24 protein-coding genes and 3 pseudogenes are annotated in these 25,475 nt (G+C 46.6%); 15 read left to right on the top strand and 12 right to left on the bottom strand.

Going from position 1 to position 25,475, the window contains the following annotated elements; translation table 11 throughout:
- Positions 1–187: 187 nt before the first annotated feature.
- From AC3ARB_RS08050 to AC3ARB_RS08010, 9 genes and pseudogenes are all read left to right on the top strand, one after another.
- A complete protein-coding gene (locus tag AC3ARB_RS08050) occupies positions 188–1,489 on the top strand; it encodes an LCP family protein (protein WP_488320056.1) in 1,302 nt (433 codons plus the stop codon).
- 55 nt (positions 1,490–1,544) lie between these two features.
- Positions 1,545–2,906, top strand: a complete 1,362-nt coding sequence (rlmD, locus tag AC3ARB_RS08045; protein ID WP_488320055.1) for a 23S rRNA (uracil(1939)-C(5))-methyltransferase RlmD — start codon at positions 1,545–1,547, stop codon at positions 2,904–2,906.
- Positions 2,907–3,323: 417 nt separating this feature from the next.
- A pseudogene (gene tnpA, locus AC3ARB_RS08040) lies at positions 3,324–3,753 on the top strand (IS200/IS605 family transposase).
- Between the two features lie 195 nt (positions 3,754–3,948).
- A pseudogene (locus AC3ARB_RS08035) lies at positions 3,949–5,206 on the top strand (recombinase family protein).
- Positions 5,109–6,461: a recombinase family protein gene (locus tag AC3ARB_RS08030; RefSeq protein WP_488321549.1), complete on the top strand. Its 1,353-nt coding sequence runs from the start codon at positions 5,109–5,111 to the stop codon at positions 6,459–6,461. Before AC3ARB_RS08035 ends, AC3ARB_RS08030 begins: the two are co-directional and overlap by 98 nt.
- 245 nt (positions 6,462–6,706) lie before the next feature.
- Positions 6,707–7,039: a helix-turn-helix transcriptional regulator gene (locus tag AC3ARB_RS08025; RefSeq protein ID WP_488320054.1), complete on the top strand. Its 333-nt coding sequence runs from the start codon at positions 6,707–6,709 to the stop codon at positions 7,037–7,039.
- A gap of 8 nt (positions 7,040–7,047) precedes the next feature.
- Positions 7,048–7,866, top strand: coding sequence for an ImmA/IrrE family metallo-endopeptidase (locus AC3ARB_RS08020; protein ID WP_488320053.1), 819 nt, complete (start codon positions 7,048–7,050; stop codon positions 7,864–7,866).
- Complete coding sequence (locus AC3ARB_RS08015; protein ID WP_488320052.1) at positions 7,863–8,531, top strand: PIN domain-containing protein; 669 nt, start codon at positions 7,863–7,865, stop codon at positions 8,529–8,531. The genes AC3ARB_RS08020 and AC3ARB_RS08015 overlap by 4 nt, the downstream gene beginning before the upstream one ends.
- A gap of 426 nt (positions 8,532–8,957) precedes the next feature.
- Positions 8,958–9,308 (top strand): DUF3397 family protein, encoded by a 351-nt coding sequence (locus tag AC3ARB_RS08010; RefSeq protein ID WP_488320051.1) that lies wholly within the window; start codon positions 8,958–8,960, stop codon positions 9,306–9,308.
- 16 nt (positions 9,309–9,324) lie between these two features.
- Here AC3ARB_RS08010 and AC3ARB_RS08005 read toward each other — a convergent pair whose 3' ends face one another.
- The 10 genes from AC3ARB_RS08005 to rpiA all read right to left on the bottom strand — a co-directional run bounded on the left by AC3ARB_RS08005 (position 9,325) and on the right by rpiA (position 15,399).
- Entirely contained in the window at positions 9,325–10,101 is a 777-nt protein-coding gene (locus AC3ARB_RS08005; protein ID WP_488321548.1) for a LytR family transcriptional regulator, read from the bottom strand.
- Complete coding sequence (deoD, locus tag AC3ARB_RS08000) at positions 10,094–10,807, bottom strand: purine-nucleoside phosphorylase (protein ID WP_488320050.1); 714 nt, start codon at positions 10,805–10,807, stop codon at positions 10,094–10,096. The genes AC3ARB_RS08005 and deoD overlap by 8 nt, the downstream gene beginning before the upstream one ends.
- 243 nt (positions 10,808–11,050) lie before the next feature.
- On the bottom strand, positions 11,051–11,227 hold the full coding sequence (locus AC3ARB_RS07995; RefSeq protein ID WP_488320049.1) for a hypothetical protein: 177 nt from the start codon (positions 11,225–11,227) through the stop codon (positions 11,051–11,053).
- A gap of 9 nt (positions 11,228–11,236) precedes the next feature.
- The gene (locus tag AC3ARB_RS07990; protein ID WP_488320048.1) at positions 11,237–11,407 is read right to left on the bottom strand and encodes a hypothetical protein; all 171 of its coding nucleotides are present in this window, start codon (positions 11,405–11,407) and stop codon (positions 11,237–11,239) included.
- A 31-nt stretch (positions 11,408–11,438) separates the two neighbouring features.
- Positions 11,439–11,594: a hypothetical protein gene (locus tag AC3ARB_RS07985; protein ID WP_488320047.1), complete on the bottom strand. Its 156-nt coding sequence runs from the start codon at positions 11,592–11,594 to the stop codon at positions 11,439–11,441.
- 26 nt (positions 11,595–11,620) lie between these two features.
- Complete coding sequence (locus AC3ARB_RS07980; protein ID WP_488320046.1) at positions 11,621–12,430, bottom strand: purine-nucleoside phosphorylase; 810 nt, start codon at positions 12,428–12,430, stop codon at positions 11,621–11,623.
- Between the two features lie 9 nt (positions 12,431–12,439).
- Positions 12,440–13,000 carry a nucleotidyltransferase family protein gene (locus tag AC3ARB_RS07975; RefSeq protein WP_488320045.1) on the bottom strand — a complete coding sequence of 187 codons (561 nt, stop codon included), beginning with the start codon at positions 12,998–13,000 and terminating at the stop codon, positions 12,440–12,442.
- Positions 12,997–13,347 (bottom strand): ArsC/Spx/MgsR family protein, encoded by a 351-nt coding sequence (locus tag AC3ARB_RS07970; protein ID WP_488320044.1) that lies wholly within the window; start codon positions 13,345–13,347, stop codon positions 12,997–12,999. Before AC3ARB_RS07970 ends, AC3ARB_RS07975 begins: the two co-directional genes overlap by 4 nt.
- A 163-nt stretch (positions 13,348–13,510) precedes the next feature.
- Positions 13,511–14,722 carry a phosphopentomutase gene (locus AC3ARB_RS07965; protein ID WP_488320043.1) on the bottom strand — a complete coding sequence of 404 codons (1,212 nt, stop codon included), beginning with the start codon at positions 14,720–14,722 and terminating at the stop codon, positions 13,511–13,513.
- A complete protein-coding gene (gene rpiA / locus AC3ARB_RS07960; protein WP_488320042.1) occupies positions 14,722–15,399 on the bottom strand; it encodes a ribose-5-phosphate isomerase RpiA in 678 nt (225 codons plus the stop codon). Before rpiA ends, AC3ARB_RS07965 begins: the two co-directional genes overlap by 1 nt.
- A gap of 159 nt (positions 15,400–15,558) precedes the next feature.
- Between rpiA and AC3ARB_RS07955 the strand changes: the two genes are divergently transcribed.
- From AC3ARB_RS07955 to AC3ARB_RS07945, 3 genes are all read left to right on the top strand, one after another.
- Positions 15,559–15,774, top strand: a complete 216-nt coding sequence (locus AC3ARB_RS07955) for a YqgQ family protein (protein WP_488320041.1) — start codon at positions 15,559–15,561, stop codon at positions 15,772–15,774.
- A gap of 150 nt (positions 15,775–15,924) precedes the next feature.
- Entirely contained in the window at positions 15,925–16,893 is a 969-nt protein-coding gene (locus AC3ARB_RS07950) for an ROK family glucokinase (protein ID WP_488320040.1), read from the top strand.
- A gap of 12 nt (positions 16,894–16,905) precedes the next feature.
- Positions 16,906–17,292, top strand: coding sequence for a rhodanese-like domain-containing protein (locus AC3ARB_RS07945; RefSeq protein WP_488320039.1), 387 nt, complete (start codon positions 16,906–16,908; stop codon positions 17,290–17,292).
- 80 nt (positions 17,293–17,372) lie between these two features.
- Here the strand turns inward: AC3ARB_RS07945 and AC3ARB_RS07940 are convergent.
- Together AC3ARB_RS07940 and AC3ARB_RS07935 are read right to left on the bottom strand one after the other, a co-directional pair.
- Positions 17,373–17,731: pseudogene (locus AC3ARB_RS07940) on the bottom strand (transposase); the annotation flags it as partial.
- A 342-nt stretch (positions 17,732–18,073) separates the two neighbouring features.
- Positions 18,074–19,933 carry a DUF1542 domain-containing protein gene (locus tag AC3ARB_RS07935; RefSeq protein ID WP_488320038.1) on the bottom strand — a complete coding sequence of 620 codons (1,860 nt, stop codon included), beginning with the start codon at positions 19,931–19,933 and terminating at the stop codon, positions 18,074–18,076.
- A 363-nt stretch (positions 19,934–20,296) separates the two neighbouring features.
- Here AC3ARB_RS07935 and typA point away from each other — a divergent pair, with 363 nt between their 5' ends.
- The 3 genes from typA to AC3ARB_RS07920 all read left to right on the top strand — a co-directional run bounded on the left by typA (position 20,297) and on the right by AC3ARB_RS07920 (position 25,448).
- On the top strand, positions 20,297–22,138 hold the full coding sequence (typA, locus tag AC3ARB_RS07930) for a translational GTPase TypA (protein WP_488320037.1): 1,842 nt from the start codon (positions 20,297–20,299) through the stop codon (positions 22,136–22,138).
- 14 nt (positions 22,139–22,152) lie between these two features.
- A complete protein-coding gene (locus AC3ARB_RS07925; RefSeq protein ID WP_488320036.1) occupies positions 22,153–22,425 on the top strand; it encodes a DUF3165 family protein in 273 nt (90 codons plus the stop codon).
- A 341-nt stretch (positions 22,426–22,766) separates the two neighbouring features.
- Positions 22,767–25,448, top strand: a complete 2,682-nt coding sequence (locus tag AC3ARB_RS07920; RefSeq protein ID WP_488320035.1) for a cation-translocating P-type ATPase — start codon at positions 22,767–22,769, stop codon at positions 25,446–25,448.
- The last annotated feature ends 27 nt before the right edge of the window (positions 25,449–25,475 follow it).

The raw sequence follows: 25,475 nt of genomic DNA, 5'->3' as shown, positions 1-25,475 counted from the left end.
AAGGACTCAGAAGTTCATTTGACAAGGACTTTTGAGTTTTTTGCTAGGTGGAATGCTTATCTCTTGACCTTGAGGAGCTCAGTAGAGACAGGATTAAGGTAGAACAGGCTTTTTGCTTCCCCTAACAGTTGACAGTCAGTGGCTTTCGGTATAGAATGAAGAGAGTAACAAGGGAAAGGAGCTGGACATGAGTGTAAAATTGAAACAGTTACTATCCGATCATGAACAATCTCGGTATTATTTTTTGAAAAAGAGCGTCATACCATTGACTGATAAACAGATGGAGGAGCTGTCCTATTTGGAAGCCAAGTTAGAAGGTGCTGTTTTCAATACTCCCAGTCAGGAACCACCTTTGGAACGGCGAACAAAGAGACGGGTTAAAACTGCTCCATCTCGATCAGAAGCTGTGACAAAGCCTAAAAAGCCCCTTAAAACTCGTCCGAAAACAGGGACAAAACCAGCTAAACTAACCCACCACCAAAAAAACTCAGGTTGTTTCGGGCGTTTGCTCAAAGGTTTTATCAGCCTAATGCTGGTTCTTCTGCTGGCCATGTCTGCCATGTTTGTCAAGGGGATGCTAGGCATCGGCAGCGGTCAAGATAAGCTTCAACCAGCCCTGACAGAGTATTTTGCTGGTCAAAAGACTCGTGACGGGGTCAATATATTGATTTTAGGGAGCGACAAACGGGTCACAGAGGAATCAACTGAAGCTCGCACAGATACCATCATGGTGGTGAATATCGGTAACCGATCAGGCCAGGTCAAACTGGTCAGCTTCATGCGAGATACCCTAGTGAACATTGAGGGATACAGCTATTCGGATACTTATGATTACAAGCTGAATTCAGCCTTTACACTAGGGGAACAGGATAATAACCGAGGAGCTGAACTGATGCGACGAACCTTGAAGGCTAATTTTGACATTGATATTGAATATTATGCCATGATTGACTTTGAGACCTTCGCCTTGGCCGTTGATACCCTCTTTCCAAATGGGGTTTATATGGACGCCCAGTTTTCCACCATTGAGGGAGAAGTTGTAAACAGTGTTGACGTTCCCGATGATTTGGGAGAGAACCTCAGTACAGGTCTCTATCAAACCATTGCCGTAGGCCCACAACAGATGGACGGTAAAACCCTGCTCAACTACGCCCGCTTCCGAGGCGATGATGAAGGAGACAATGGTCGAACCCGTCGACAACAAGAGGTCATGCAAGCCATTATTGCACAAGTCAAGGACCCAACCATACTCTTTACTGGTTCGGAAGCTCTAGGAAAAATCTACTCCTTGACCTCTACCAACATTTCCTTTCCATTTGTCTTAAAAAATGGGCTGAGCGGTCTAACAGCAGCTCAAAATGGTATTCAGCGGATGACCATCCCAGAACAAGGCGACTGGGTGGATGCTTACGATAGCTATGGCGGTCAGGGGCTTCTGATTGATTTTGAGGCCTACCAGTACCGTTTAGAAGAGCTGGGATTACGATAATATGGTATAATGGGTGTAACCAAGGGTTACACCCATTTTTTAGAAAAGAGAAGACATGTTAAAAAAGAATGATGTGATTGACGTTGAGATTGTCGACTTGACCCACGAGGGTCAAGGCGTGGCCAAACACGAGGGCCAGGTCTTTTTTGTGGACAATGCCTTGCCAGGTGAGACCATCGCCATGCGGGTTTTGAAGGTCAAAAAGACGGTTGGTTTTGGCAAGGTAGAGGCCTACCATAGCCTATCACCTCATCGCAACCAGGACATCAAGAGCGACTACCTGAGAACTGGCATTGCGGATTTGGGGCATTTGACTTATGACCAGCAGTTGGCCTTCAAGAAAAAGCAGGTGGAGACCACACTCAGCAAGATTGCAGGCATCACTGAGGTGCCTGTCGCGGATACTCTGGGTATGGAAAACCCACTTGCCTACCGCAACAAGGCCAGCATTCCTGTCCGTCGGGTTAATGGTGAGCTCCATACTGGCTTTTTCCGCAAGCATTCTCACGACCTCATGCCCATCGAGAACTACTACATCCAGCACCCAGAGATTGACCGCCTCATCAATGCCACACGGGACTTGCTCCGCCGTTTTGACCTCAAGCCCTATGATGAAGAGACTGGGGCGGGGCTTATCCGCCACTTGGTGGTCCGTCGTGGCCATGTTAGCGGCCAACTCATGCTGGTTCTGGTGACAACCCGTCCCAAGCTCTTTCGCATTGACCAGCTGATTGAGCGGCTGGTGGCCGACTTCCCTAATCTGGTATCGGTCATCCAGAACATCAACGACCAAAAGACTAATGTTATTTTTGGTCCTGACTTCACCACCCTCTACGGCAGCGACACCATTGAAGACACCCTCTTGGGCAATACCTACGCCATTTCGGCCCAGTCCTTTTATCAGGTCAATACGGAAATGGCAGAGCAGCTCTACCAGACCGCCATTGACTTTTCGGATTTAGGTGCAGACGACGTGGTTATCGATGCCTATTCTGGAATTGGGACCATTGGTCTCTCTCTGGCCAAGCAGGTCAAGGCTGTTTACGGGGTTGAAGTGGTGGAAAAGGCTGTCCAAGACGCCCAAGAAAATGCCCAACGCAACGGCTTCACCAATGCCAGCTACGTGGCTGACACCGCTGAATCCGCTATGGAAAACTGGTCAAAAGCGGGCATTAGACCAAGTGTCATCCTGGTTGACCCACCACGAAAAGGCCTGACAGAGAGCTTTATCCGTGCCAGCGCAGCCATGGCCCCAGAAAAAATCACCTACATCTCCTGCAACGTGGCGACCATGGCGCGTGATGTTAAACTCTATGCTGAGCTGGGCTACCAGCTGACCAAGGTGCAGCCTGTTGATCTTTTTCCACAGACGCATCATGTGGAGTGCGTAGTGTTGCTACAACGAAGGAACGGCTAAAAATCCTTTATTTTAAGCACTTCTTCAAGCATTTTGTCTTTATTGAAAAACCAAATTTTGATATAAAAAAGGTTCAAAAAAAGTTCATTGATGTTAACGTCTATTTGGAGGTTGACTGCGTAGACAAAAAGTAGATACGTCATTATCATTATTGCTTAGGCAAGAACAGTTTAGAGTGTTCTTGCCTTTTTTATTATGGCTTCCAGCCAGTTTTTCTCGCAGAGAAAAACAATAAAACCACCAGCTATGCTGGTGGCTGACAAGGCTTTTAGCTTCCATTTATTTTTCCAGGATAAGTCTTGTTCAGGCTAAATAAGGAGGACTCAACTAGTCCAGTGGACTGGTTGAGCTTGAGCCTAGAAAAGGGAAAGCGAGAGAAATGGCTCAACCAGTTACAGCTTATCACACACCAAATGGATGTGCTCTATCATATCGTGTTTACACCTTCTATCGCCGTAAGGCAATCTATTACAAGGTTCGTGAAGATTTAATTAGTATCATTCGGCAGTTGTGTCTTTACAAAGGTGTAGAAATCATAGAAGGACACATGATGCCTGATCATATTCATATGCTCGTGTTGATACCACCAAAGCTTGCGATTTCCGATTTTATGGGTTATCTGAAAAGTAAAAGTGCTCTGATGATATTTGATAAACATGCTCTTTGAAGTATAAGTACGGAAATCGCTCTTTTGGGCTCGGGGTTATTACGTGAGCACAGTTGGTCTTAATGAGAAAACAGTGGCGAAGTATATCCGTGAGCAAGAGAGGAATGACATTGCACTCGATTCTTGAGTGTTAAAGAATATGAGGAACCGTTTTCGGACGGAGGTTTCAGAACAAGATAAAAGCCCGTTAAACGGGCTAGTCTAAGTAATCAAGCAGCCTGAACACCGTTCAGTAAGCGTCTTTAGAAGCGGCTGGAGGGAATCGCCTTACAGGCGGTGTACAAGCCACCCGTTTTACGGGTGGTTTTGACTTAAGCCCTTATGACTTGATAAATAAAGGCTTTAGAGTGATATATAGTGGTAGGAGGAAAACAGATGACGGTTCGAAAAATTGAATCTAAAACAAGGAAACCGAAGCGATTAAGGGTTTGTGCTTATGTTCGAGTATCGAGTATGGAAGAAGAACAACTGGCGTCGTTTGAGAATCAAATTGCCTACTATCACAATCACTAGAAGGATAGAAGCGATGTCGATTTTATTGGTGTGTTTATGGATAGGGGGATTTCAGGTAAGAAAACAGCTCGACCAGAATTTCAACGGATGCTGGAGCTTTGTCGGCAAGGTCGGATTGACTGTATTCATACCAAGTCCATCAGTCGGTTTGCACGAAACACGGAAACCATTCTGAGTGTCGGCCGTGAGTTGAAACTCTTGGGAGTAGATATCTTCTTCGAAGAGCAAAACATCCATACTCTCTCTTCAGAAGGAGAGGTCATGTTAACAGTTCTAGCTTCCTATGCGGAGGAGGAGTTAACCAGCCACAGTTTTAACGTGAGATGGGGCTATCAGAAGAAGTTTCAACGAGGGGAATTCCATATTAATGCCAGGCGTTTCTTGGGCTATGATGTCGTAGATAGGCAGTTGGTTATCAACCAAAAAGAAGCTGAGATTGTAAGGCGTATTTTCGAAGCCTATGTTTCAGGAAAAAGGGGCAAATCGTATTGTCAAAGAGCTGAGTGCGAATCAGGTGCTGACGGTAACCAATCGTCAATGGCACGAAAGCACCATCCGAAATTTATTAAGTAACGAAAAGTATAAAGGGGATTGGCACTTTCAAAAATTCTATACCCCATCACTTGGCCATCATACTTTACTGAACAAAGGTTCGGTAGATAGTTATTACATGGAAGATCACCACCCAGCTATTGTTTCCAAAGAATTGTGGCAACAAGCCCAGGAGTGCCGACAGAAGCGAAAGGGGACAACCAACCCAGCAGTTTATGCCAAACGCTATCCCTATACAGGAAAGCTCTTCTGCCCTTACTGTAAGAAAAGCCTACGCCGACAGCTTCCCTATCGCACCCCCACTTGGATATGTGCGACTTATCTTAAACAGGGGAAGTCAACTTGCGAGGGTATAAAAATCAAAGGGTCCTTATTGGATAGTTGGAAACTGGACTTGACAAAACAATACACCATCAAAAAGAAGGAGAACGACCGTGGCAAAGCAGATTACACTTATACCTGCCAAGAAGGTGCAGGTGGAGACAACACACCAACTCAACCCCAAGTTGAGGGTGGTCGCCTACTGTCGAGTGTCCACCGACCAAGACGAACAGCTATCAAGTTATGAGAACCAGGTGCGACATTACCAAGATTATATCGTCCAGCATGACGATTATGACTTGGTAGACATTTACACCGACGAGGGGCTTTCAGGAACCAATACCAAGAAGCGTGAGGGCTTCAACCGCATGATAGCAGACTGTAGGGAAGGTAAAATTGACCGCATCCTAGTCAAGTCTATTTCTCGATTTGCGAGAAACACCTTGGACTGCATTAAGTGTGTCCGTGAACTCAAGGAACTTGGGATTGGGGTTACCTTTGAAAAGGAGAACATCGATAGCTTGGATGCCAAGGGCGAGGTACTTCTTACCATTTTATCCTCCTTAGCCCAGGATGAGTCACACTCCATTTCAGAGAATGCGACCTGGGGTATTCGAAAACGTTTCGAGCGAGGAGAAGTGCAAGTCAATGCGACCAAGTTCATGGGTTACGATAAGGATGAAGAGGGTAAGCTCATCATCAACCCAGAACAAGCCCAGGTGGTAAAAGACATTTATGACATGTACCTTGACGGCTACAATCCAGAACTCATCGCAAGGCATTTCAATAAGGAAGGCGTCAAGGGTTGGTCAGGCAAGGCAAACTGGTGTCCAGGAGCCATCCTCAAAATGCTTCAGAACGAAAAGTACAAAGAGGATGACTTACTTCAGAAAACTTACACCGTTGACTTTTTGACCAAGAAACGGATTGCCAATGATGGACAGGTTAACCAATACTATGTGGAAGACAGCTATGAGGGCATCATTGATGAGGAGACTTGGGAGACTGTTCAATTGGAAATCGCTAGGTGCAAAAACTACCGAGAGGAACATCAGCTCAAGTCCTATATCATGCAGAGTGAGAACAACCCATTTACCACCAAGGTGTTCTGCGAAGCTTGCGGCTCTGCCTTTGGACGAAAGAATTGGTCAACCAGCCGAGGGAAACGTAAAGTTTGGCAATGTAACAACCGCTATCGCATAAAGGGAGTGGAAGGGTGTTACAGTAGCCATTTGGATGAGGCGACACTCGAGCAGATTTTCATAAAGGCGTTAGAGCTACTAAGCGAGAACATTGATTTTCTTGATGGCAAGTGGGAGAAAATCTTAGCAGAGAATCGCCTACTGGATAAGCACTACAGCATGGCATTGAGTGACCTGCTTAGGCAGGAGCAGATAGACTTCAACCCCTCAGATATGTGCCGAGTGCTAGACCATATCAGGATAGGACTTGATGGCGACATCACGGTTCGCGTTCTGGAAGGAACTGAGGTAGACTTATAGAGAAAAAGAAAGGCTGTGACGACAGTGGGAAACCATTGTGGTTACAGCCTTTTTGCGTTAAATGGGGATGCTGTAAGGAGCTATAAGCCTAAACTGTTATTTTCCAGCCAGGTTCTATTTACTTCCTACCTATAAGTGAAATGGCTACAAGTTAATATCGCTCAGAATGTTATGGTTTTATAACATTCTGGTTGAACAAAGTTATATTTTTTGGTAAAATTATGTTAGGAAATAATGGAGGAACAATGATGAATGAAATATTAGGTGGCCGTATTAGGTCTTTGAGGAATGCAAAAAATTTAAATCAAGAGTTTGTTGCTGAGCAAATTGGTGTGAGTCGTCAAAAATATGCGAGAATAGAAAAAGGAACAAATAATATCACACTGGATATACTATCTAGAATTGCTGCTGTTTTTGATGTTACAGTTGGAGATATAACGAGAGTTTTGGATGAAGTACCCAGTGTAGCATTTAGAGTGGGAGAGACAGAGTGGGCATCTAATGAAATTTTTGATATGCTGGATTTATTTTATGCAAATAAAAACATGTACAAAAAACTTACTGGATTTGAAGATTAGGTGTGTTGATGGAAAATAGTAGAAAGAAATATATTCGTAAAAAAGTAGATGCTGTGAGGGAAAACTGTATTACGAGTAGATACGGTATTGTTGATTTATTCAAAGATTGTGAAAGATTAGGGTATAAAGTATTTAGATATCCGTTAGGAGAAACTGCTGATTTAGGATTTACAGTAAAAAGAAATCAAGATAAAATTATTTTTACAAATAGCAGTGTGCGACTATCTCGGGAGATATTTACACTAGCTCATGAGATTGGACATATTGTATTACATTTTACGTCGAACACTTCATTTATAGATAATTCACAAACCGTCAGTGGTTTAAATGTAAATGAACAAGAACAAGAAGCGAATTATTTTGCTGCTTGCTTATTGATGCCAGAAGACGAAATAAGACGTTTTCTGGATTTAGAGTTAGATAATGCATCTAAGGAAAATCTTTCTGCAAAAGATATTGCTATAATGATGTCTGAATTTAATGTTAGTTTTGATATGGCATTAAACAGACTTGAAAGTTTACAACTCATTACACCTGAACAAAAGCTTCAACTTGATAGTGAGAAGATTGAAAAAAAAGTTGGGAATCTTTTAAGGAGTGTTGGTGGAAATTCAAAATTAAATATTGTAAGTGAAGTTGTCGATATACCTCTTGAATATATTGACTATGCAATTTTTAATTATAATAATAATGCGATTCCTAAAGAAACGTTGGAAAAAACTTTAAAATATTATAATTTAACAATCGATGATATTAGCGATGAGTTGAAAAGTAATTCAGAGACTGATTGTGATTTAGATGAACTAATTGGAGGTTTAAAGTATTGAAAGCCTCATTAGATACAAATGTCATTATTCACTTTTATAGAGCAAATTGTCAAGAAATATTGTTCGACTTTTTCAAGGATGAGATACTGATTTATGAGCAGATTAGAAACATTGAGCTGAATAACCATGGTAAAGATATTCTACATTTGGTTGATTCTGATATTACATGTGGACGAATAAAATTATATACAGAAGAATATTTAAGGGAATTAGAAGTTCTAAATATTTTCAGAGAAAAGGTTAAAGAAAATAAAATACTATATAGTGCTGGTGATTTAGGTGAGGTTTACGCAATTTCCTTAGCTCAGACATTAGGGGCTTGTTCATTAGTAACAGACGATACTAAATATGGAGGGCCGTATATGTCTCTATTACAGTTTGAAGATGAAATAATGCCGTTTACTTTTTGCGATATCTTGATACTAAGATATTTGTTTGCTAGTGTTGATGCAAAGCAAACAGTCATAGATTTCAATATAATAAACGATAGTTCTAACTTGAGATGGTTATTTAGTACTCAGTTGAAAAAATTTATACGAAGGTTTTTTCAAGATCCATATAGAAATGATGATACAGTATGGATTAATGAATTAATTTTACAAACCAAGATAGATATTAAAGAAAAACTGAGCTTACTAAGTAAAGAAATAAAAAGTAGCAAGTGAAGCTCAAGATTATATTTTCCGTTCCACAGTATCATTCTAAAATCTCTTTCACCCCCTTTCGTCTATTAGTATAGAAGAAAGCTCTCAGCACACGTTGAGGTAGTTGGTTTGTTAGAGAAATCTGCAGATTAAGCGTCCAGCTTGCTGCTTTCGTTCCGTCTATGCAGGAACTGTCAAAATGCTAGGAGTGAGACGACGTAGCCAGTGAAAACAGTGAGCAGTTGAAGAAACTGGTGAATTCCTCAGAAACAAGGTTTGGTTTTGGTCTGGACAGTCAGTCGTCTGGAAGATTAATCAGTCTTTTGTCACAAAAATTCAAGACGGTGTCAAGTTGTCTCGTTACAGGAAGAATTTTTTAGGGAATTAGCAACTGTTGCCCATCGGTGAGTTTACATTTTTTCCATTTCACGCTACAATAGGAGTATGATGATTTATAAATTATTAGCCGCAAGCCTTGTTTTTACCCTGCCTCTTTTAGCTCAAGGGATTCATACTGCCATTCCTCTGAAAACCAAGACCTTTTTGGTAACGGATTTGACCTGGCCACTTTACGCTCTTAGTCTTGTCCTGGTCTCAAAATCTTTTTTCGGCAATTCCTTTCTCCCCCATTACCTTGTTTTGGTGGCTGTACTGGCCATCATTTTGACCCTGTGGTTGGCCAAAGCCTCAGACCATTTTTCCTATCGAAAATGGTTCAAATTATTCTGGCGGTGGAACTTCTTTTTGGCCCTTTTTGCCTACCTCTTAACCCTTCTTGCGATATTTTTATTAGTCTAAAAGACCTGAGCTTGGCTCAGGTCTTTTTAGGGCTATCATCATGTGCTTTAAGCAGGACGTGATTGGCCTGGTCAAAGTAAAAGCTGGTCTGGTCGTAGGTCAAACCTGACGCCTGGGCCAGAAAAATCAGTTTTTCCAAGAAGACCTGGGACGAGAAGCCTGTCGTCTGATGGAGTTCAGCCTCATCAAAGGGCTTAATCAGGTGGGCCAGGGGATTGCGGACATTTTTTTCCAGCTGCCGCAATAGCCGAGCTGCTGATTTAATCTCCTCAGACACCGTGGTCAAGTCCAGAACATCCAAGAGGCTACTGGATGTGACCCGACTATCTCGTTTGCGACTGATAAAGGCTTGAATGGCTGGGTCTTTATTCTCGGTCATTCGGTCAAAGAGCCAGCGGTCATATTGGTCATTTTTGGCGTTTTTGATGTAGTTTTTCAGGTCAGGCACCTGCTGGGTTAGCAGCCGCAGGTAGAGCCGATAGATGATGGGGCTAACTGCACGGACAAAGTCAATCAACTGGCCTGACTTGACCTTGGCCTCCAAGTCATAGAGGTAGTTGACCAGCAACTCCTCTTCCATGCTGGGACTGAGTGGGGGCAGGCCGTAGTGGTCTAGCAGCTCTGCCATTTCCCCAAAACGGTCATAGAGAAAGGCCACGTTGAGTTCCCGCCGCTCGACCAGGGAAGCCAGGAGCAGAGCCATATCGGGCGAGAGCTGGCCAGCCGTCAAAACCTGGGCCGGCTGGTAGGCGTAGATGGCCAGGAGCTCTTTGAAGGCAGGGGATTTAGTCACCAATCAAGGTCTCCAAGCCGACCTGCATCATGTCGGTAAAGGTGTTTTGACGCTCCTCAGCTGTTGTGTCCTGGCTAGGGTCCAGGAGGTGGTCAGAGATGGTCATCATGGCCAGGGTTTCAACGCCAAATTTGGCCCCTAGGTAGTAGAGGGCAGCGGCCTCCATCTCAACCGCTTTGACGCCCAGTTTGCCCAGCTCCAGATTTTTGGCAAAGAGGCGTTCGGAGTAAAAGAGGTCAGAGGACAGGACGTTACCAACGTGGGTTTTGATGCCCAGGTCCTTGGCAATGTGGTAGGCCTTGTCCAAGAGCTCAAAAGTCGCAATCTGTGGCAGGTCGTAGTCTGGCCAGTCGTTGCGGATGATGGCTGAGGTGGTCGCAGCTCCCTGAGCCAGCACCAAATCACGCACCTTGATGTCAGGGCTGAGGCCTCCAGCTGTGCCGACACGAATCAGGCGTTTAACACCGTAGTCACGAATCAGTTCCGTGGCATAAATCGAGATGGACGGCATGCCCATACCGGTTCCCATAACAGAAACGCGGTGGCCCTTGTAGGTACCGGTGTAACCGAACATGTTGCGAACCTCGTTAAAGCAAACGGCGTTTTCAAGGAAGTTTTCCGCGATGAATTTAGCTCGCAAGGGGTCACCTGGCAAAAGGATTTTATCGGCGATTTCGCCTGGTTTTGCTGAAATGTGGATAGACATAATAATGATACTAAGGGCGTTAAAGAGGCACAGTCAAAACAGGAACTCAAGTGACGACGCTTGCGTCTAAGGCGAGTTATCTTTTTGACAAAGCCTCTAGCCCGAGTTCAAATCAGATGAACCCAGTGCCCTGTCCTTTCTTTGATAATAAATCGTATAACTAAGTGTCAGAAAGGTGAGCGAGCTTTTCGCTCGTGTTCAAATCAGATGAACAAACTCTCATTCCTTTCTTTGATGATAAATTCATCTGCGACTGCGGTCGCTTAGTTTGGGTTTTTTAGTGTTTTTGCAGAGGATTAGCAGACTGACAGTAATGACAAGATGCCCCATACTGAGGGTGCCCTTGCCAGAAACAAGATGATAGATGGCGATGAGACCATTGAGGGTCGCAGCAACAAGGTAAAAGTTAGGGGTTTTCATATCGAACTCCTAAAATTTCTTCTGCTTGTTTAGGATAAACCATAGGCAAGCAAATCCCAAGGCAAAGACCAGAAATAGCCAACCCAACTCTGGCTTACCCTTGGTAAATTGTTGGTAGCTTTCAAAAAGAGCACTGGGTCCAAAAACCACACAAATGAGTTGAACCGTCGATTTTTTCATAGACCGTCTCCTTTTTCAACGACACATCAGCCTACTTCTCACGCCGATTGCCCCAAGCAATAGCCGAAAACAGCAAAGCAAAGAGCAGATTATTCCAAAAACTGTCCTTTTGCAGAAAGGCAATCAGTGCTAGAACCAAATTGGCCCCTGCTAAGAAGGCAAAAACATTAACTTGCCAGCTTTTCATGTGTTTACTCCTCTGTTTTATCGTTTTTACAAGGCCGCCAAAATGGCCTTAACAAGGCGTTTGAAGTCGCCCTTGATTTGCTGGGTCACTTCCACCACTTCTTCGTGGTTGAGTTCAGATTGGAAGCCTGCTGCAAAGTTGGTGACGGCTGAGATACCCAGAACTTTCAGACCTGAGTGGGCCGCCACGATGACTTCTGGCACCGTGGACATGCCAACCGCATGGGCACCCATGGTTTGGAAGGCCCTGATCTCGGCTGGTGTCTCATAGGTAGGGCCGCTCACGCCCAGGTAAACGCCCTCTGACAGAGCAATCCCCAATTCTCCCGCAACAGCGAAAGCCTGCTCTCGGTAAGCCTTGGTGTAGGCGTCCGACATATCGGGGAAGCGGGGGCCGAAGTCGTCCAAGTTAGGGCCAATCAGAGGGTTGGTGCCCGTCATGTTGATGTGGTCCTTGATGACCATGAGGGTTCCTGGGCCAAAGCCAATGCCGCCTGCGGCGTTAGTCACGATGACACTATGGCATCCCAAGGCCTTCATGACCCGAACAGGGAAAGTGACGGTTTCCATGGGGTTGCCCTCATAAAAATGGAAACGGCCTTGCAAAGCCAGGACCTTACGGCCAGAAAGATCGCCGTAAACCAGCTTGCCAGCGTGGCCGACCACATGGGATTGCCCCCAGTGAGGAATATCAGCGTAATCCAGGACGATGGCATTTTCAATCTCATCGCCCAGCTCACCCAGACCTGACCCCAAAATCAGGCCAAATTCTGGTGCAGTCATGCCCTTTTCTTCCAAAAAGGTTTGGGTTTCTCTAATCTTTTCTAGTAATGACATGGGTTCTCCTTATTTAACAAAATGTCGTTTGTGTTTGATGTGACTGGCGATGTTAGCTTCCGCATCCTTCTCATCCCAGATTTGCAATTCCCAAGGGTAGTAGAAATTGTTCTTGTTCTTGAAATAAACATGGATGCCAACATAACCATCAACATCTCTCAGGTACCAATTTTTGAGACCGTACTGATTTTTCCAGTCGTCCAAGGACGTCAAAACTTTCCCAATTTGATCCGATGACAAAATCACTCGTGCCCCAAAAATATCATTCAAGATATTATTGACAGGGTATTTAGTTTCTCTCGCTTGATAGCGAGCAACCTTATCCACGATAGATTCAGTCGTCTTCACACGATAATAGAAATGGATATCCTTAACGTCTGCCCGATAAAGGTAATCGTTAATCACCTCGTGCAGGTTCAACCGATAAGACAAAATATGGTCCAAAGGCACTTTGGATAAGGTATGAGATAGGTTGACCTTTTCCACCTTACCCGTCTCAAAATAATCCTGAGAATATTGGTGATGAATCTGGTTGATTTGGTCAATCAAGCGTTCGACTTTTTCAATCATGGTGTCTTCTCCACCAACTCCCAAACTCGCTCCACAGGTCGGCAAATCAGACTGCCTTTAGCTGTCTTAACAATCGGCCGTTGAATGAGGGATGGGTGCTGGGTCAGGGTGGTGTAAATGTCCTCGTCAGACAAATCTTCTGGCAGTCCTAACTCCGCATAGAGCGGGTCGGTCTGGCGAATCAAGTCCTGGGCTGGCAGGTTGAGGGCTTTTAGCTCCTCGACACTTGGCACTTCTGTCAAATAGTTGATAACTGTCGGTTCGTAGCCAGCCTCGGTCAAGAGATCCAAGACCTTGAGGGACTTGCTGCAGGCCTGGTTGTGGTAGATAGTTACTGGTGTCGTCATCTCATTTTCTCCCAATTTAGCAAAAATAGACTTCTAATCAAGGAACAGTGCTTGAGGGGCTTCTCTTGGCCAAATGACTGTGAGAAACCGACTCAACCGTGCGGGGGCAGTACGACAAAATCGGATGCCTGACTTACCGATTTCTGCATTGTCCCTCCTGCTATTAAACCAAAGCCTCCAAGAAACTCTCGCCAATCATGGCCTTGTCCACACCGAAGTTGTCAGCAATCGTCGCTGAAATATCGGCAAAGTGGCCGACTGGCAGGACTCCTGAACCAGTCAAACTTGGGCTGTAAGCCAGAAGGGGAACATACTCACGGGTGTGGTCAGTACCAGCGTAGATTGGGTCGTTGCCGTGGTCAGCGGTGATCAGGAGCAGGTCCTTGTCGCCCATAGCTTCGAAAATCTCAGTCAGGCGGGCATCGAACTCCTCCAAGCAGTCACGGTAGCCATCGCTGTCACGGCGGTGGCCGTAAACCGCATCAAAGTCCACCAGGTTGGTGAAGGACAGGCCACGGGTAAAGGCTGCGTCCTTCATGGTCTCAATCAAGACATCAACACCGTGGTTGTTAGACTTGGTGTGGCCTTGATCATTAGTAATGCCAGACCCGTTGAAGATGTCGCTGATTTTACCGACAGCGTAGGTCGGCACACCAGCATTAGCCAGCTTGTTAAGGACGGTATCTTGGAAAGGCGACACAGCGTAGTCGTGGCGGTTAGCCGTGCGAGAGAAATTGCCCGGCTCGCCCACATAAGGGCGGGCGATAGTCCGACCCAGGAGGGCTGGGCGTTCCAAGGTAATGGAGCGGGCGTACTCACAAATCTTGTAAAGTTCCTCCAGCGGGATAATCTCCTCGTGGGCAGCGATTTGGAGGACTGGGTCAGCTGAGGTATAGACAATCAGCTCGCCTGTTTCCATCTGGCGAGGGCCAAAATCATCGATGACAGCCGTACCAGAATAAGGCTTGTTGGCCTCACGGATAATCTTGCGGCCTGAAAACTCCTCAATCTTGACCAAAATCTCCTCAGGGAAACCGTCCCAGAAGGTGTCAAAAGGCTCGGTGATGTTGAGGCCCATGATTTCCCAGTGGCCGGTCATGGTGTCCTTGCCCAAAGAGACTTCCTCTAACTTGGTCACATAACCGCTCGGCTCATTTTCCGTAGAAATGCCTGCCAGAGGCCTTTCACGAGGGATATGGCCCAGACCCAGCTTGGTCAGGTTAGGCAGCTTGAGTCCAGAGGTCTCGGCGATATGACCCAAGGTATCTGACTGGGTGTCGTTTTCCCCAGCGTTAAAAAACTGGTCAGCGTCAGGTGCGGCACCAATCCCCACCGAGTCCATGACAATGACATGAATGCGTTCAAATTTAGACATTAGTTTCCTCTTTCTAAAACGGTCAGGCCGTCCTTGCCTGCCGAAATCACGGTATCGACCAGGCCGTTAAACAAGCCGTGCTCCACGACACCGACTGTGGTGTCCAATTCCGCCGCGAGGGCTTCTGCGTCAGCGATTGCCCCCAAATCCAGGTCGATGATGAAGTTGCCCATATCGGTGATGAAGCGCTGGCCCTCAGTTTCCCGGAAGGCCGGTTTGTAGCCTTTTTGGGCGAAATGGCGGAGCAGGCGTTCAGCACCAAACTGAACCACCTCAACTGGGAGCTTGAAGGCTCCCAGCTGGCTGACCAGCTTGGTCTCATCAACCACCCAGATGTAATGGTCAGTCGGCACTGCCACCACCTTTTCCATGAGCAGGGCACCGCCACCACCCTTGATGCCGTTGAAGTTTGGGTCAACCTCGTCGGCCCCATCAACAGTCACATCAATTCGGTCAACCGCATCAGGCGACACCAGAGGAATACCCAAGCCCTCAGCCTGAGCAGTCGTTCGGCTGGAAGTGGTTACCCCAGTCACCTGAAGGCCTTCTTCCTTGACCCTGCGGCCGATTTCCTCCACAAAATAATAGGCGGTCGAGCCTGTTCCCAGACCCACAACCATGCCATCTTTGACGTATTCAGCGGCCTTTAGTCCAGCCTGTTTTTTCAGTTCTTCCATGTGGTCCTCCTCAAATGGTTTTCTCTTTATTTTACCATATTTTGGTCAGCTTTGCTAGAAAGTTGAAAGCGGTGCAGTCGCTAAGTGTGTCTCTCAACCGTAGCAACCGTTTTCAAAAAATGACTTGAAAATCGTGAAACTTTTTGGTAAACTAAGAGCATGAAAACCCTCTATGATGTGCAACAGTTGTTGAAAGGCTTTGGCTTGATTGTTTACATGGGCAAACGCCTTTACGATATTGAAGTCATGAGCATAGAGCTCAAGTGGCTTTATGACGGTGGCCTGTTGGACCGAGAGGATTTCATTGTCGCCGAATTGATTTTGCGGCGGGAACACCGTTTGGAAAGCCAGCGGGAAGAAAACAAGTTGGGATAAACTGACCAGGTTGGTGAGGAGTAGCAACAGCTCCAACTCGGATTTTGTTCTAGAACAATAATGCGGAAGAAGGGTATCTTATAACAGAGACGACTTCTTAGACCACAGCATCATCTGACACCACCTCAGACAGAAAAAGGAGAACTATAAATGACAAAAAAACTACTGGGTATTGATTTGGGCGGGACGACCGTCAAATTTGGGCTTTTGACCCTGGATGGTCAGATTCAGGACAAGTGGGCCATTGAGACCAACATTTTGGACGAGGGCAAGCACATCGTGCCTGACATCATCGCCTCCATCCAGCACCGCTTAGAGCTCTACGGCCTGACGGCGGCAGACATCGCTGGTATTGGCATGGGCTCGCCTGGTGCGGTTGACCGTGAGAAAAAAACGGTCACGGGCGCCTTCAACCTAAACTGGGCTAAAACCCAGGAAGTGGGCTCTGCTATTGAACAAGCCCTAAAGATCCCCTTTGCCATCGACAATGACGCTAACGTGGCGGCCCTGGGCGAGCGTTGGGTCGGGGCTGGGGACAACCAGCCGGACGTGGTTTTTGTGACTCTGGGCACGGGGGTCGGTGGTGGCATCATCGCTGACGGCAACTTAATCCACGGCCTGGCGGGTGCTGGTGGTGAGATTGGCCACATCATCGTGGAGCCAGACGGTGGCTTTGCTTGCACCTGCGGCAACACGGGTTGCTTGGAGACCGTGGCTTCGGCGACTGGCGTGGTCCGTGTGGCCCGTCTCTTGGCCGAGAGCTATGAGGGGGCTTCTGCCATCAAGGCGGCCATCGACAATGGCGATACCGTGACCAGCAAGGACATCTTTGTGGCGGCCGAGAGCGGCGATGCCTTTGCCAACCGCGTGGTGGACAAGGTGGCCTACTACCTGGGTCTGGCGTCAGCCAACATTTCCAACATCCTCAACCCCAACAGCGTGGTTTTCGGCGGCGGCGTCTCTGCGGCGGGCGAGTTCCTCCGTTCTCGGATTGCGGCCAACTTCACCCGCTTTGCCTTCCCTCAGGTGCGGCAGTCCACGGTTTTGAAAATGGCAGAGCTGGGTAACGATGCGGGTATCATCGGTGCTGCTAGCCTGGCCAGTCAGTTTGTCAAGTAAGGGAGGTCTGTCATGTCTAGTCTCTTTACAACCCTTATGGCTTGGTTGGTAGCTCCCGCCCTTATGATTTACCTGGTGTGGAATCATTTCCGAGTGAAAAACGCAGCTACCTACCTGTCCAACGAGGATTTCAAGGCTATTTTGAGAACGGGTCAGTTGATTGACATTCGGGAGCCAAAAGCCTTCAAGAAAGCTCATATCTTGGGGGCCCGTAATTTCCCTGCTCTGCAATTTCAGGAATCCCTATCGGCCCTCCGCAAGGATAAACCTGTCTTGCTCTACGACACGACCCGCAGTCAGGCAGTGGCTAATGCGGCCATTAGCCTCAAAAAAGCAGGTTTCACAGATGTCTATGTTCTCCAAGACGGCTTTGAGAACTGGGATGGGAAAGTGAAATAAATGGTGAAAAGTCCTCAGAATTGAGGGCTTTTTCTCTGTTATATGGGGAAGTTATCCACCAAAAAATAAACTGTTTTGGGGAAGTGGATAAAGGCAGTCTTAATCAAGTTGTTGGCATGCTTACTAGAACGAAAATTAGTGATGGTCTTGTAGCTGACATAGGTCTCCTGGATCAGCCATTTCATGGGAATCAGTTCCTCGTTCATTTGCACGATTTTGCGACCAGAAAAGACCTGGCGGGCATAAGCGAAGAGGGTCATCTTCATGAGCATGGCAGGATGAAAGGCCGGACGGCCAGTGTTAGACTTCTCTTCCAGTAAAACAGAATGAGGGATACAGTCCACAAAAAGACTGATGAGCCTAGCCTCGGCGTCATCGGAATATCGTAAGCAAGATTTAGTTCCAAACTCAACTGATTTGTGTTATACTCTTTATACATCGTCATGGCTTTCTAGTTGTTTTGTGGTTATAATAATTATAAACCATGACATGGGAAAACGAGCATCTCCAACTGCGGAAATGCTCGTTTTTCTATTCTGAAACTAGTTTTTGCCCAGCCTCTTGGAGTGAGCTAGGATTGGCTAGAGCTGCTTGACGAGCTCGTTCAATGGCTTGGCGAGTAAGATTCTTTTCTTCAGTGGTCAGGTCACGGCTGGCTCTGACAGCCAGCCGTTTTTTACGGGCTTCATCATTAATGATGTCCAGTAAGGCTTGGTCATCGTTAATGATTTGTGCTGATGAGCTGGTTGATATGACGGTAGGTTACACCAAGTTATCTGTTTTAAGGGACAATAGCCTGAATGACTTTTTTAATATAACGGTTGACGATAGCAACCTCAGAATTTGTCCTTGCCTTATTGATGGCATCTTGAAGTTTGATGAGTTCACGTTTAAGGCGGGTTTGTGAAGCCTGCTTAGTGGCTGTTGTTAAATCTGAACGTCCTTCCAGCTCTGCATTTTTCTCTTCAACCAACTGCATCAAACGTTGGCGAGCTTCAGTTTTTAGAGGGGAGCTTAGAGTAATAGCTTTGAGAGCCTCAAGTTCTTGAGCGGAATAAGGGTTGGATAAGGCGGCTTGACGAGCACGTTCAATGGTTAAACGTGCTTCGTTTTTTTCCTCAACAGTTAAATCGTGATGGAAGGTCAGAGCGAGGCGTTTTTTACGAGCTTCATCATTGATAATATCCCGTAACGCTTGCTCATCAGCAGGAGTTTCTGAGGTGGTCGACACTGTTGGGGGAAGAACCGGTTTGATAATTTTATCAGCGACTGGATTGATTCCTTGAATGACTTCAGCTGCTTTACGCTTGACAATAGCAATCTCGGCTTTTGTTTGAGACTTGGCAATTGCATCACGTAATTTGATGGTTTCTCGGTTTAGAAGTGCTTGAGCGGCTTGTTTAGCTTCATCTGTCAGGTCTTCACGACGGTTGAGTGCCTCTTTTTTCTCATTAGCAAGCTGGGTTAAGCTTAGGCGGGCTTCCGTTTTTGAGGGAGAGTTAAGACTGATTGCTGTCAGTTTTTTTAGTCCCTCTGTCTGGATAGCAAGCACCTGTGAAAGTGGCGATGATTGGATACCTGTTATGGTTGCCTGGCGTTCAAGCTCGATAGTTGCTCGTAAATCTGCTTTTTCTTCCCTTGTCAATTCGCGATTGCTACTTAGTGCAAGTCGTTTGTTACGGGCTGCTGTTTCAACAGCTTCAATTAATGGTTTGCGGTTAATAATTGGAGTCGCATCGACAATTGTAGATAGGCCGTTTGACAAACTAATTTCAACTTCAATGCGTTCAGTACTTGTTGGAAAATCACTGAGCGATGTTAAGACACGTTTGGTGATTTGTTCTGGAGCGATTGTCGTATCATTACCTAGATTGACAAGGACGTTGTTAAGAACTTGCTCGTTTGTGATTTGAGCATTAAAGAAACGAGCCCATTTTAAAGCTCTAACTTCCAGAGCGTGAACGGTTATTGTTTCAGTTGTGGTTTGTCCTCCTTGATTAGTGTAGGAGATTTGCAGGTGATGTAAACCGGGTGTGGTAATTTGACCAACAAGATGTCCATTTGCTGTTGCCTCAAGTTCTGATAGAGGATTAGAAGAATTGGAAGTGACGGTTTGAATACTGGCCTCAACAGGACTAGAAGATGCTACAAGAGCAACTGGTATATCGAAAGGTGCTTGAGTAAAGGTATAGATTTCGTGGACAGTTGTTTGTACACTGGGAGCAGTTTGTTCAACTGTGGTGACAGGTTCTATTACTGAGTTAGTAACTGGAGGTGTTTCAGGTGTTGGTTCATGACTAAATTCATCTGTCAACGACAATTCACCTTCATTATCGAATTCAAGATTGGCAACATTGCGTGGAGAAGTCTGAGGGGGAGCTGTTTCCTGGGAAGTGTTTTGGGACATCTGATTGCTATCTTGTTCCTGTTTGTCGCTAACCACCTCTTTGTCGCTAACCACCTCTTTGTCGCTAACCACCTCGACGGAAAGAGCCTCTGGTTCTAAGGCTTGGACTGATGGTGTAGCTAAGAATAGAAAGCTAGAAGCAATGGCGATTGATGCAGCACCGGATTTAAACTTTCGAATACCGTAACGGAAATTTTTTTCAGTGCTATGTAAGTGGTTTTGATGGTTTGTCATAGATTTCACCTCTTCTGTTTTATTTTATTATAAGATTATCCTTTTGAAAAGTCAAACATTTTGCTTCTTTGTTTGAAAAAAGTTTTCAAAAAAAAAAAAAAAAACGACTGTTTTTCAATTTTGTTTCAACAAAGTTTCACAAATTGGCTTCTTCCAATAATTTCAGAAACAAAACAACACAAAAAACCAAACAATAGGTCATCATAAAAATTTGTTGGGAAAATTTCTTTGATGTTTTAAGAGAAAGACTAGATTAATTCTGACGACAGAAAAAAGTTGAAAACATTTACACCATCGTCTGTTCTGCTATTTTCCAAAAAGTATGCTATAATTGTTCAGTTAAACTAGAAAATAGAGGATTATATGACAACTTTAAGAACAGATATTCGTAACATTGCCATCATCGCCCACGTTGACCACGGGAAAACGACCTTGGTTGACGAGTTGCTCAAGCAATCACAAACCCTGGATGAGCGGACCGAGTTGGCTGAGCGGGCCATGGACTCCAACGACATCGAGAAAGAGCGTGGGATCACCATCTTGGCCAAGAACACGGCCGTTGCCTACAACGATGTCCGCATCAACATCATGGACACGCCAGGACACGCGGACTTCGGTGGTGAGGTTGAGCGGATCATGAAAATGGTTGACGGTGTTGTGTTGGTGGTTGACTCTTACGAGGGCACCATGCCTCAGACCCGTTTCGTTTTGAAAAAGGCCTTGGAGCAGAACCTGACCCCAATCGTTGTGATCAACAAGATTGACAAGCCGTCTGCTCGTCCAGCAGAAGTTGTGGACGAGGTGCTGGAGCTCTTCATCGAGCTGGGTGCCGATGACGACCAGCTGGACTTCCCAGTGGTTTATGCGTCTGCCATCAACGGGACCTCATCTTTGTCAGATGACCCAGCCAGCCAGGAAAAAACCATGGCTCCGATTTTCGACACCATCATTGAGCACATTCCAGCTCCTGTTGACAACTCAGACGAGCCCCTCCAGTTCCAGGTATCGCTCTTGGACTACAACGACTTCGTTGGCCGTATCGGTATCGGTCGGGTCTTCCGTGGAACCATCAAGGTTGGTGACCAGGTAACCCTGTCCAAACTGGACGGCACGACCAAAAACTTCCGTGTCACCAAGCTCTTTGGTTTCTTCGGCCTTGAGCGTCGTGAAATCAAGGAAGCCAAGGCTGGTGACTTGATTGCCGTTTCTGGTATGGAAGACATCTTCGTTGGTGAAACCGTAACGCCGACTGATGCGGTTGAAGCCCTGCCAGTTCTTCGTATCGACGAGCCAACCCTTCAGATGACCTTCTTGGTCAACAACTCGCCGTTTGCGGGTCGTGAAGGGAAATGGGTGACCTCTCGTAAACTGGAAGAACGCCTCTTGGCTGAACTCCAAACCGACGTTTCCCTCCGCGTTGAAAACACCGATTCACCAGACAAATGGACCGTATCGGGTCGTGGTGAGCTTCACTTGTCTATCCTGATTGAAACCATGCGTCGTGAGGGCTACGAACTTCAAGTGTCTCGTCCAGAAGTTATCATCAAGGACATTGATGGCGTCAAGTGCGAGCCATTCGAGCGGGTACAAATCGACACTCCAGAAGAATACCAAGGGTCAATCATCCAGGCTCTCTCTGAGCGTAAGGGTGACATGCTGGACATGCAAATGGTCGGCAATGGTCAAACCCGTCTGATTTTCTTGGTGCCAGCCCGTGGCTTGATCGGTTTCTCAACCGAGTTCCTCTCTATGACCCGTGGTTACGGAATCATGAACCACACCTTTGATCAGTACCTGCCAGTTGTTCCAGGTGAAATCGGTGGCCGTCACCGTGGTGCCCTGGTGTCTATCGACCAAGGTAAAGCAACGACTTACTCCATCATGCGGATTGAGGAGCGTGGTACCATCTTTGTCAACCCTGGTACGGAAGTTTACGAGGGCATGATCATCGGTGAAAACTCGCGTGAGAACGACTTGACCGTTAACATCACAACTGCCAAACAGATGACCAACGTCCGTTCTGCAACCAAGGACCAAACCTCTGTCATCAAGACCCCACGCATTTTGACCCTGGAAGAGTCTCTGGAGTTCTTGAATGACGACGAGTACATGGAAGTTACCCCAGAATCCATCCGTCTGCGTAAGCAATTGCTCAACAAAGCCGAGCGTGAGAAGGCTGCCAAGTACAAAAAGCTGGCGGACTAATCAAGGAGGCTCGCATGTTCTACCTGATTGCTGGGCTTCTTTTGACCCTCTACTACCTGGTTTGGGTGCCTAAGACGGTCAAGGGAACCATGAACACTGTACTGTTGGTTGGTAGCATCGGCATCTTTTTGGTGTTGAGTGTCCTGGGTTTTGTCAGGGTGCTCCAATCGCCCCCAGAGTTTTTCGTTGGTTTTCTGATGAGCTTGCTGGGAGTTTATGTGATTAAGGACATGCTTGGTCTGAGTGCAAAGACCAAGGTGTCAAAGGGCCTTAATCGGCAAAAATAAGACAATCGCACGCTTCCCTACGGAGGCGTGTTTTTGTGCGGTCATAGGATAATGGCAAATGAGTAGGTGTGTTGAGGCGGTTTCTAAGGATTTTTCTGAGATTACCTGACTAGAGAGCCACTGCGTTTGTTTTGGTCACAAACTAAAATTCTTGTCTTTTCTTATCTTTTTGTGTATAATATCTTTATTCATATCAAGGGAGTAGCAGACGGTTGGTCCGAGGGTCAATCGTGGTAGTGTCGTCATGTCGAAAGCAATTTCCGGCCCTACCTTAAACCGCGAGACTTGTTTAGAAAATAAACAGGTCTTTTTCTGTGGGAAAAAGACCGAAAGGAGATTCCATGTCACAGGAACAAAAACGTGACCAATACTACACCAAGCCTAGCGACCAAGTCTTGGCCGATCTAGGCAGTACCATTGATGGCCTGTCAAACGACCAGGTCAAGGAACGTTTGGCAACTTACGGCCGCAACGAATTGGACGAGGGTGAAAAACGCACCCTGCTCCAAAAATTCATGGACCAATTCAAGGACTTGATGATTATCATCCTTTTGGTGGCGGCAGTCTTGACGGTTGTGACCGAAGGGACTCACGGTTTGCCCGATGCCATCATCATCTTGGCTGTCGTTGTTCTCAACGCCGCCTTTGGTGTTTACCAAGAAGGTCAGGCAGAGGCAGCCATTGAAGCCCTCAAAAACATGTCGTCACCAGTTGCTCGTGTTCGTCGTAACGGCCACGTAATCGAAGTGGATTCAAAAGAATTGGTGCCTGGCGATATCGTTATGCTGGAGGCGGGTGACGTTGTGCCTGCGGACATGCGTCTCCTGGAAGCCAACTCTCTGAAAATCGAAGAAGCGGCTCTTACCGGTGAATCTGTTCCAGTTGATAAGGACCTGTCTGTTGACTTGGCGGCGGATGCCCCAATCGGTGACCGGGTCAACATGGCCTACCAGAACTCAAACGTGACCTACGGTCGTGGTTCAGGTGTGGTGACCAATACTGGTATGTACACCGAGGTTGGTCACATCGCCGGCATGTTGGCTAACGCTGACGAGAGCGATACCCCACTCAAGCAAAACCTCCACCACCTGTCTAAAATCTTGACCTATGCGGTTCTGGTTATCGCTGCGGTGACTTTTGTGGTTGGTCTCTTGCGTGGTCAAGCAGCTTTGAAAGGTTTGACAACAGCTATCGCCTTGGCGGTTGCGGCTATTCCAGAAGGTTTGCCAGCCATCGTTACCGTTGTCTTGTCCCTCGGTACAAAAGTATTGGCCAAGCGTAATGCCATCATCCGTCAGTTGCCAGCGGTAGAAACCCTGGGTTCAACGGAAATCATCGCATCTGACAAGACGGGTACCTTGACCATGAACCAGATGACCGTTGAGAAAGTTTACACCAACGGTGAGTTGCTCAATGCGTCAGCAGCTTTTGAAGCCAGCAACTCAACCCTCCGTGTCATGAACTTTGCCAACGACACCAAGGTTGACCCATCTGGTAAATTGATTGGTGACCCAACGGAGACTGCCCTGGTGCAGTTCGGTTTGGACAAGAACTTTGACGTTCGTGAAGTCCTGGTTGGCGAGCCTCGTGTGGCTGAATTGCCGTTTGACTCGACGCGTAAGCTCATGTCAACTATCCACCAGCAAGCTGACGGCCGTTACTTCGTCGCCGTTAAGGGTGCCCCTGACCAGCTCCTCAAACGTGTGACTAAGATTGAAGACAATGGTCAAATCCGTCCAATCACAGATGCTGACCGTGAGGCGATTTTGGCCACCAACAAGTCTCTGGCCAAACAAGCCCTTCGTGTCCTCATGATGGCTTACAAGTACACGGAGACTGTTCCAACTCTTGAAACTGAAATTGTTGAAAACGACTTGGTCTTCTCAGGCTTGGTTGGTATGATTGACCCTGAGCGTCCTGAAGCAGCGGAAGCCGTTCGTGTGGCTAAAGAAGCTGGTATCCGTCCAATCATGATTACTGGTGATCACCAAGACACAGCGGAAGCTATTGCGAAGCGACTAGGAATCATCGATCCAGAAGATACGGAAGATCACGTGTTTACGGGTGCGGAACTCAATGAACTCAGCGACGAGGAGTTCCAAAAAGTCTTCAAGCAATACTCTGTTTATGCCCGTGTATCACCTGAGCACAAGGTGCGTATCGTTAAGGCTTGGCAGAATGAAGGCAAGGTTGTTGCCATGACCGGTGACGGGGTTAACGACGCACCGTCTCTGAAGACTGCCGATATCGGTATCGGTATGGGTATCACCGGTACAGAAGTCTCTAAAGGTGCTTCTGACATGGTCCTTGCTGATGATAACTTTGCTACCATTATCGTGGCGGTTGAAGAAGGACGTAAGGTCTTCTCAAACATCCAAAAAACCATCCAGTACTTGCTTTCTGCCAACACGGCTGAAGTGCTCTGTATCTTCCTGGCAACCCTCTTTGGTTGGGACGTTCTGGAGCCAGTTCACTTGCTCTGGATTAACCTGGTAACTGATACTCTTCCTGCGATTGCCTTGGGTGTTGAGCCTGCTGAGCCAGGCGTTATGGCTAAGAAGCCTCGTGGCCGTAAGTCAAGCTTCTTTGACGGCGGTGTCCTTGAGTCAATCATCTACCAAGGTATCCTGCAAACCATTTTGGTGCTTGGTGTTTACTGGTTTGCCCTGCAATTCCCAGAGCATACTGGCTACGAAGCCATCCATGCTGATGCTCTGACCATGGCTTATGTAACCCTGGGCCTCATCCAGTTGGTTCACGCCTTCAACGTGAAGTCTGTTTACCAGTCCATCTTCACCGTTGGCCCATTCAAGAACAAGCTCTTCAACTGGTCAGTTGTTGCGGCCTTCCTCTTGCTCATGGTGACCATCGTGGTTCCTGGATTCAGCAAGTTCTTCCACGTGACCGTTTTGACCCCAACCCAATGGTTGGTAGCCATCATTGGTTCAGGCCTCATGCTGGTTGTGGTTGAAATCGTGAAAGCCGTTCAACGCTCACTCGGTCATGATAAAAATGCCATCTAAGCCCTTATAATGAGCTCAAAAAGCCAG

Source organism: Streptococcus sp. ZY171113 (genome assembly GCF_057748235.1).
This window is presented reverse-complemented; position numbering and strand designations above follow the sequence as displayed.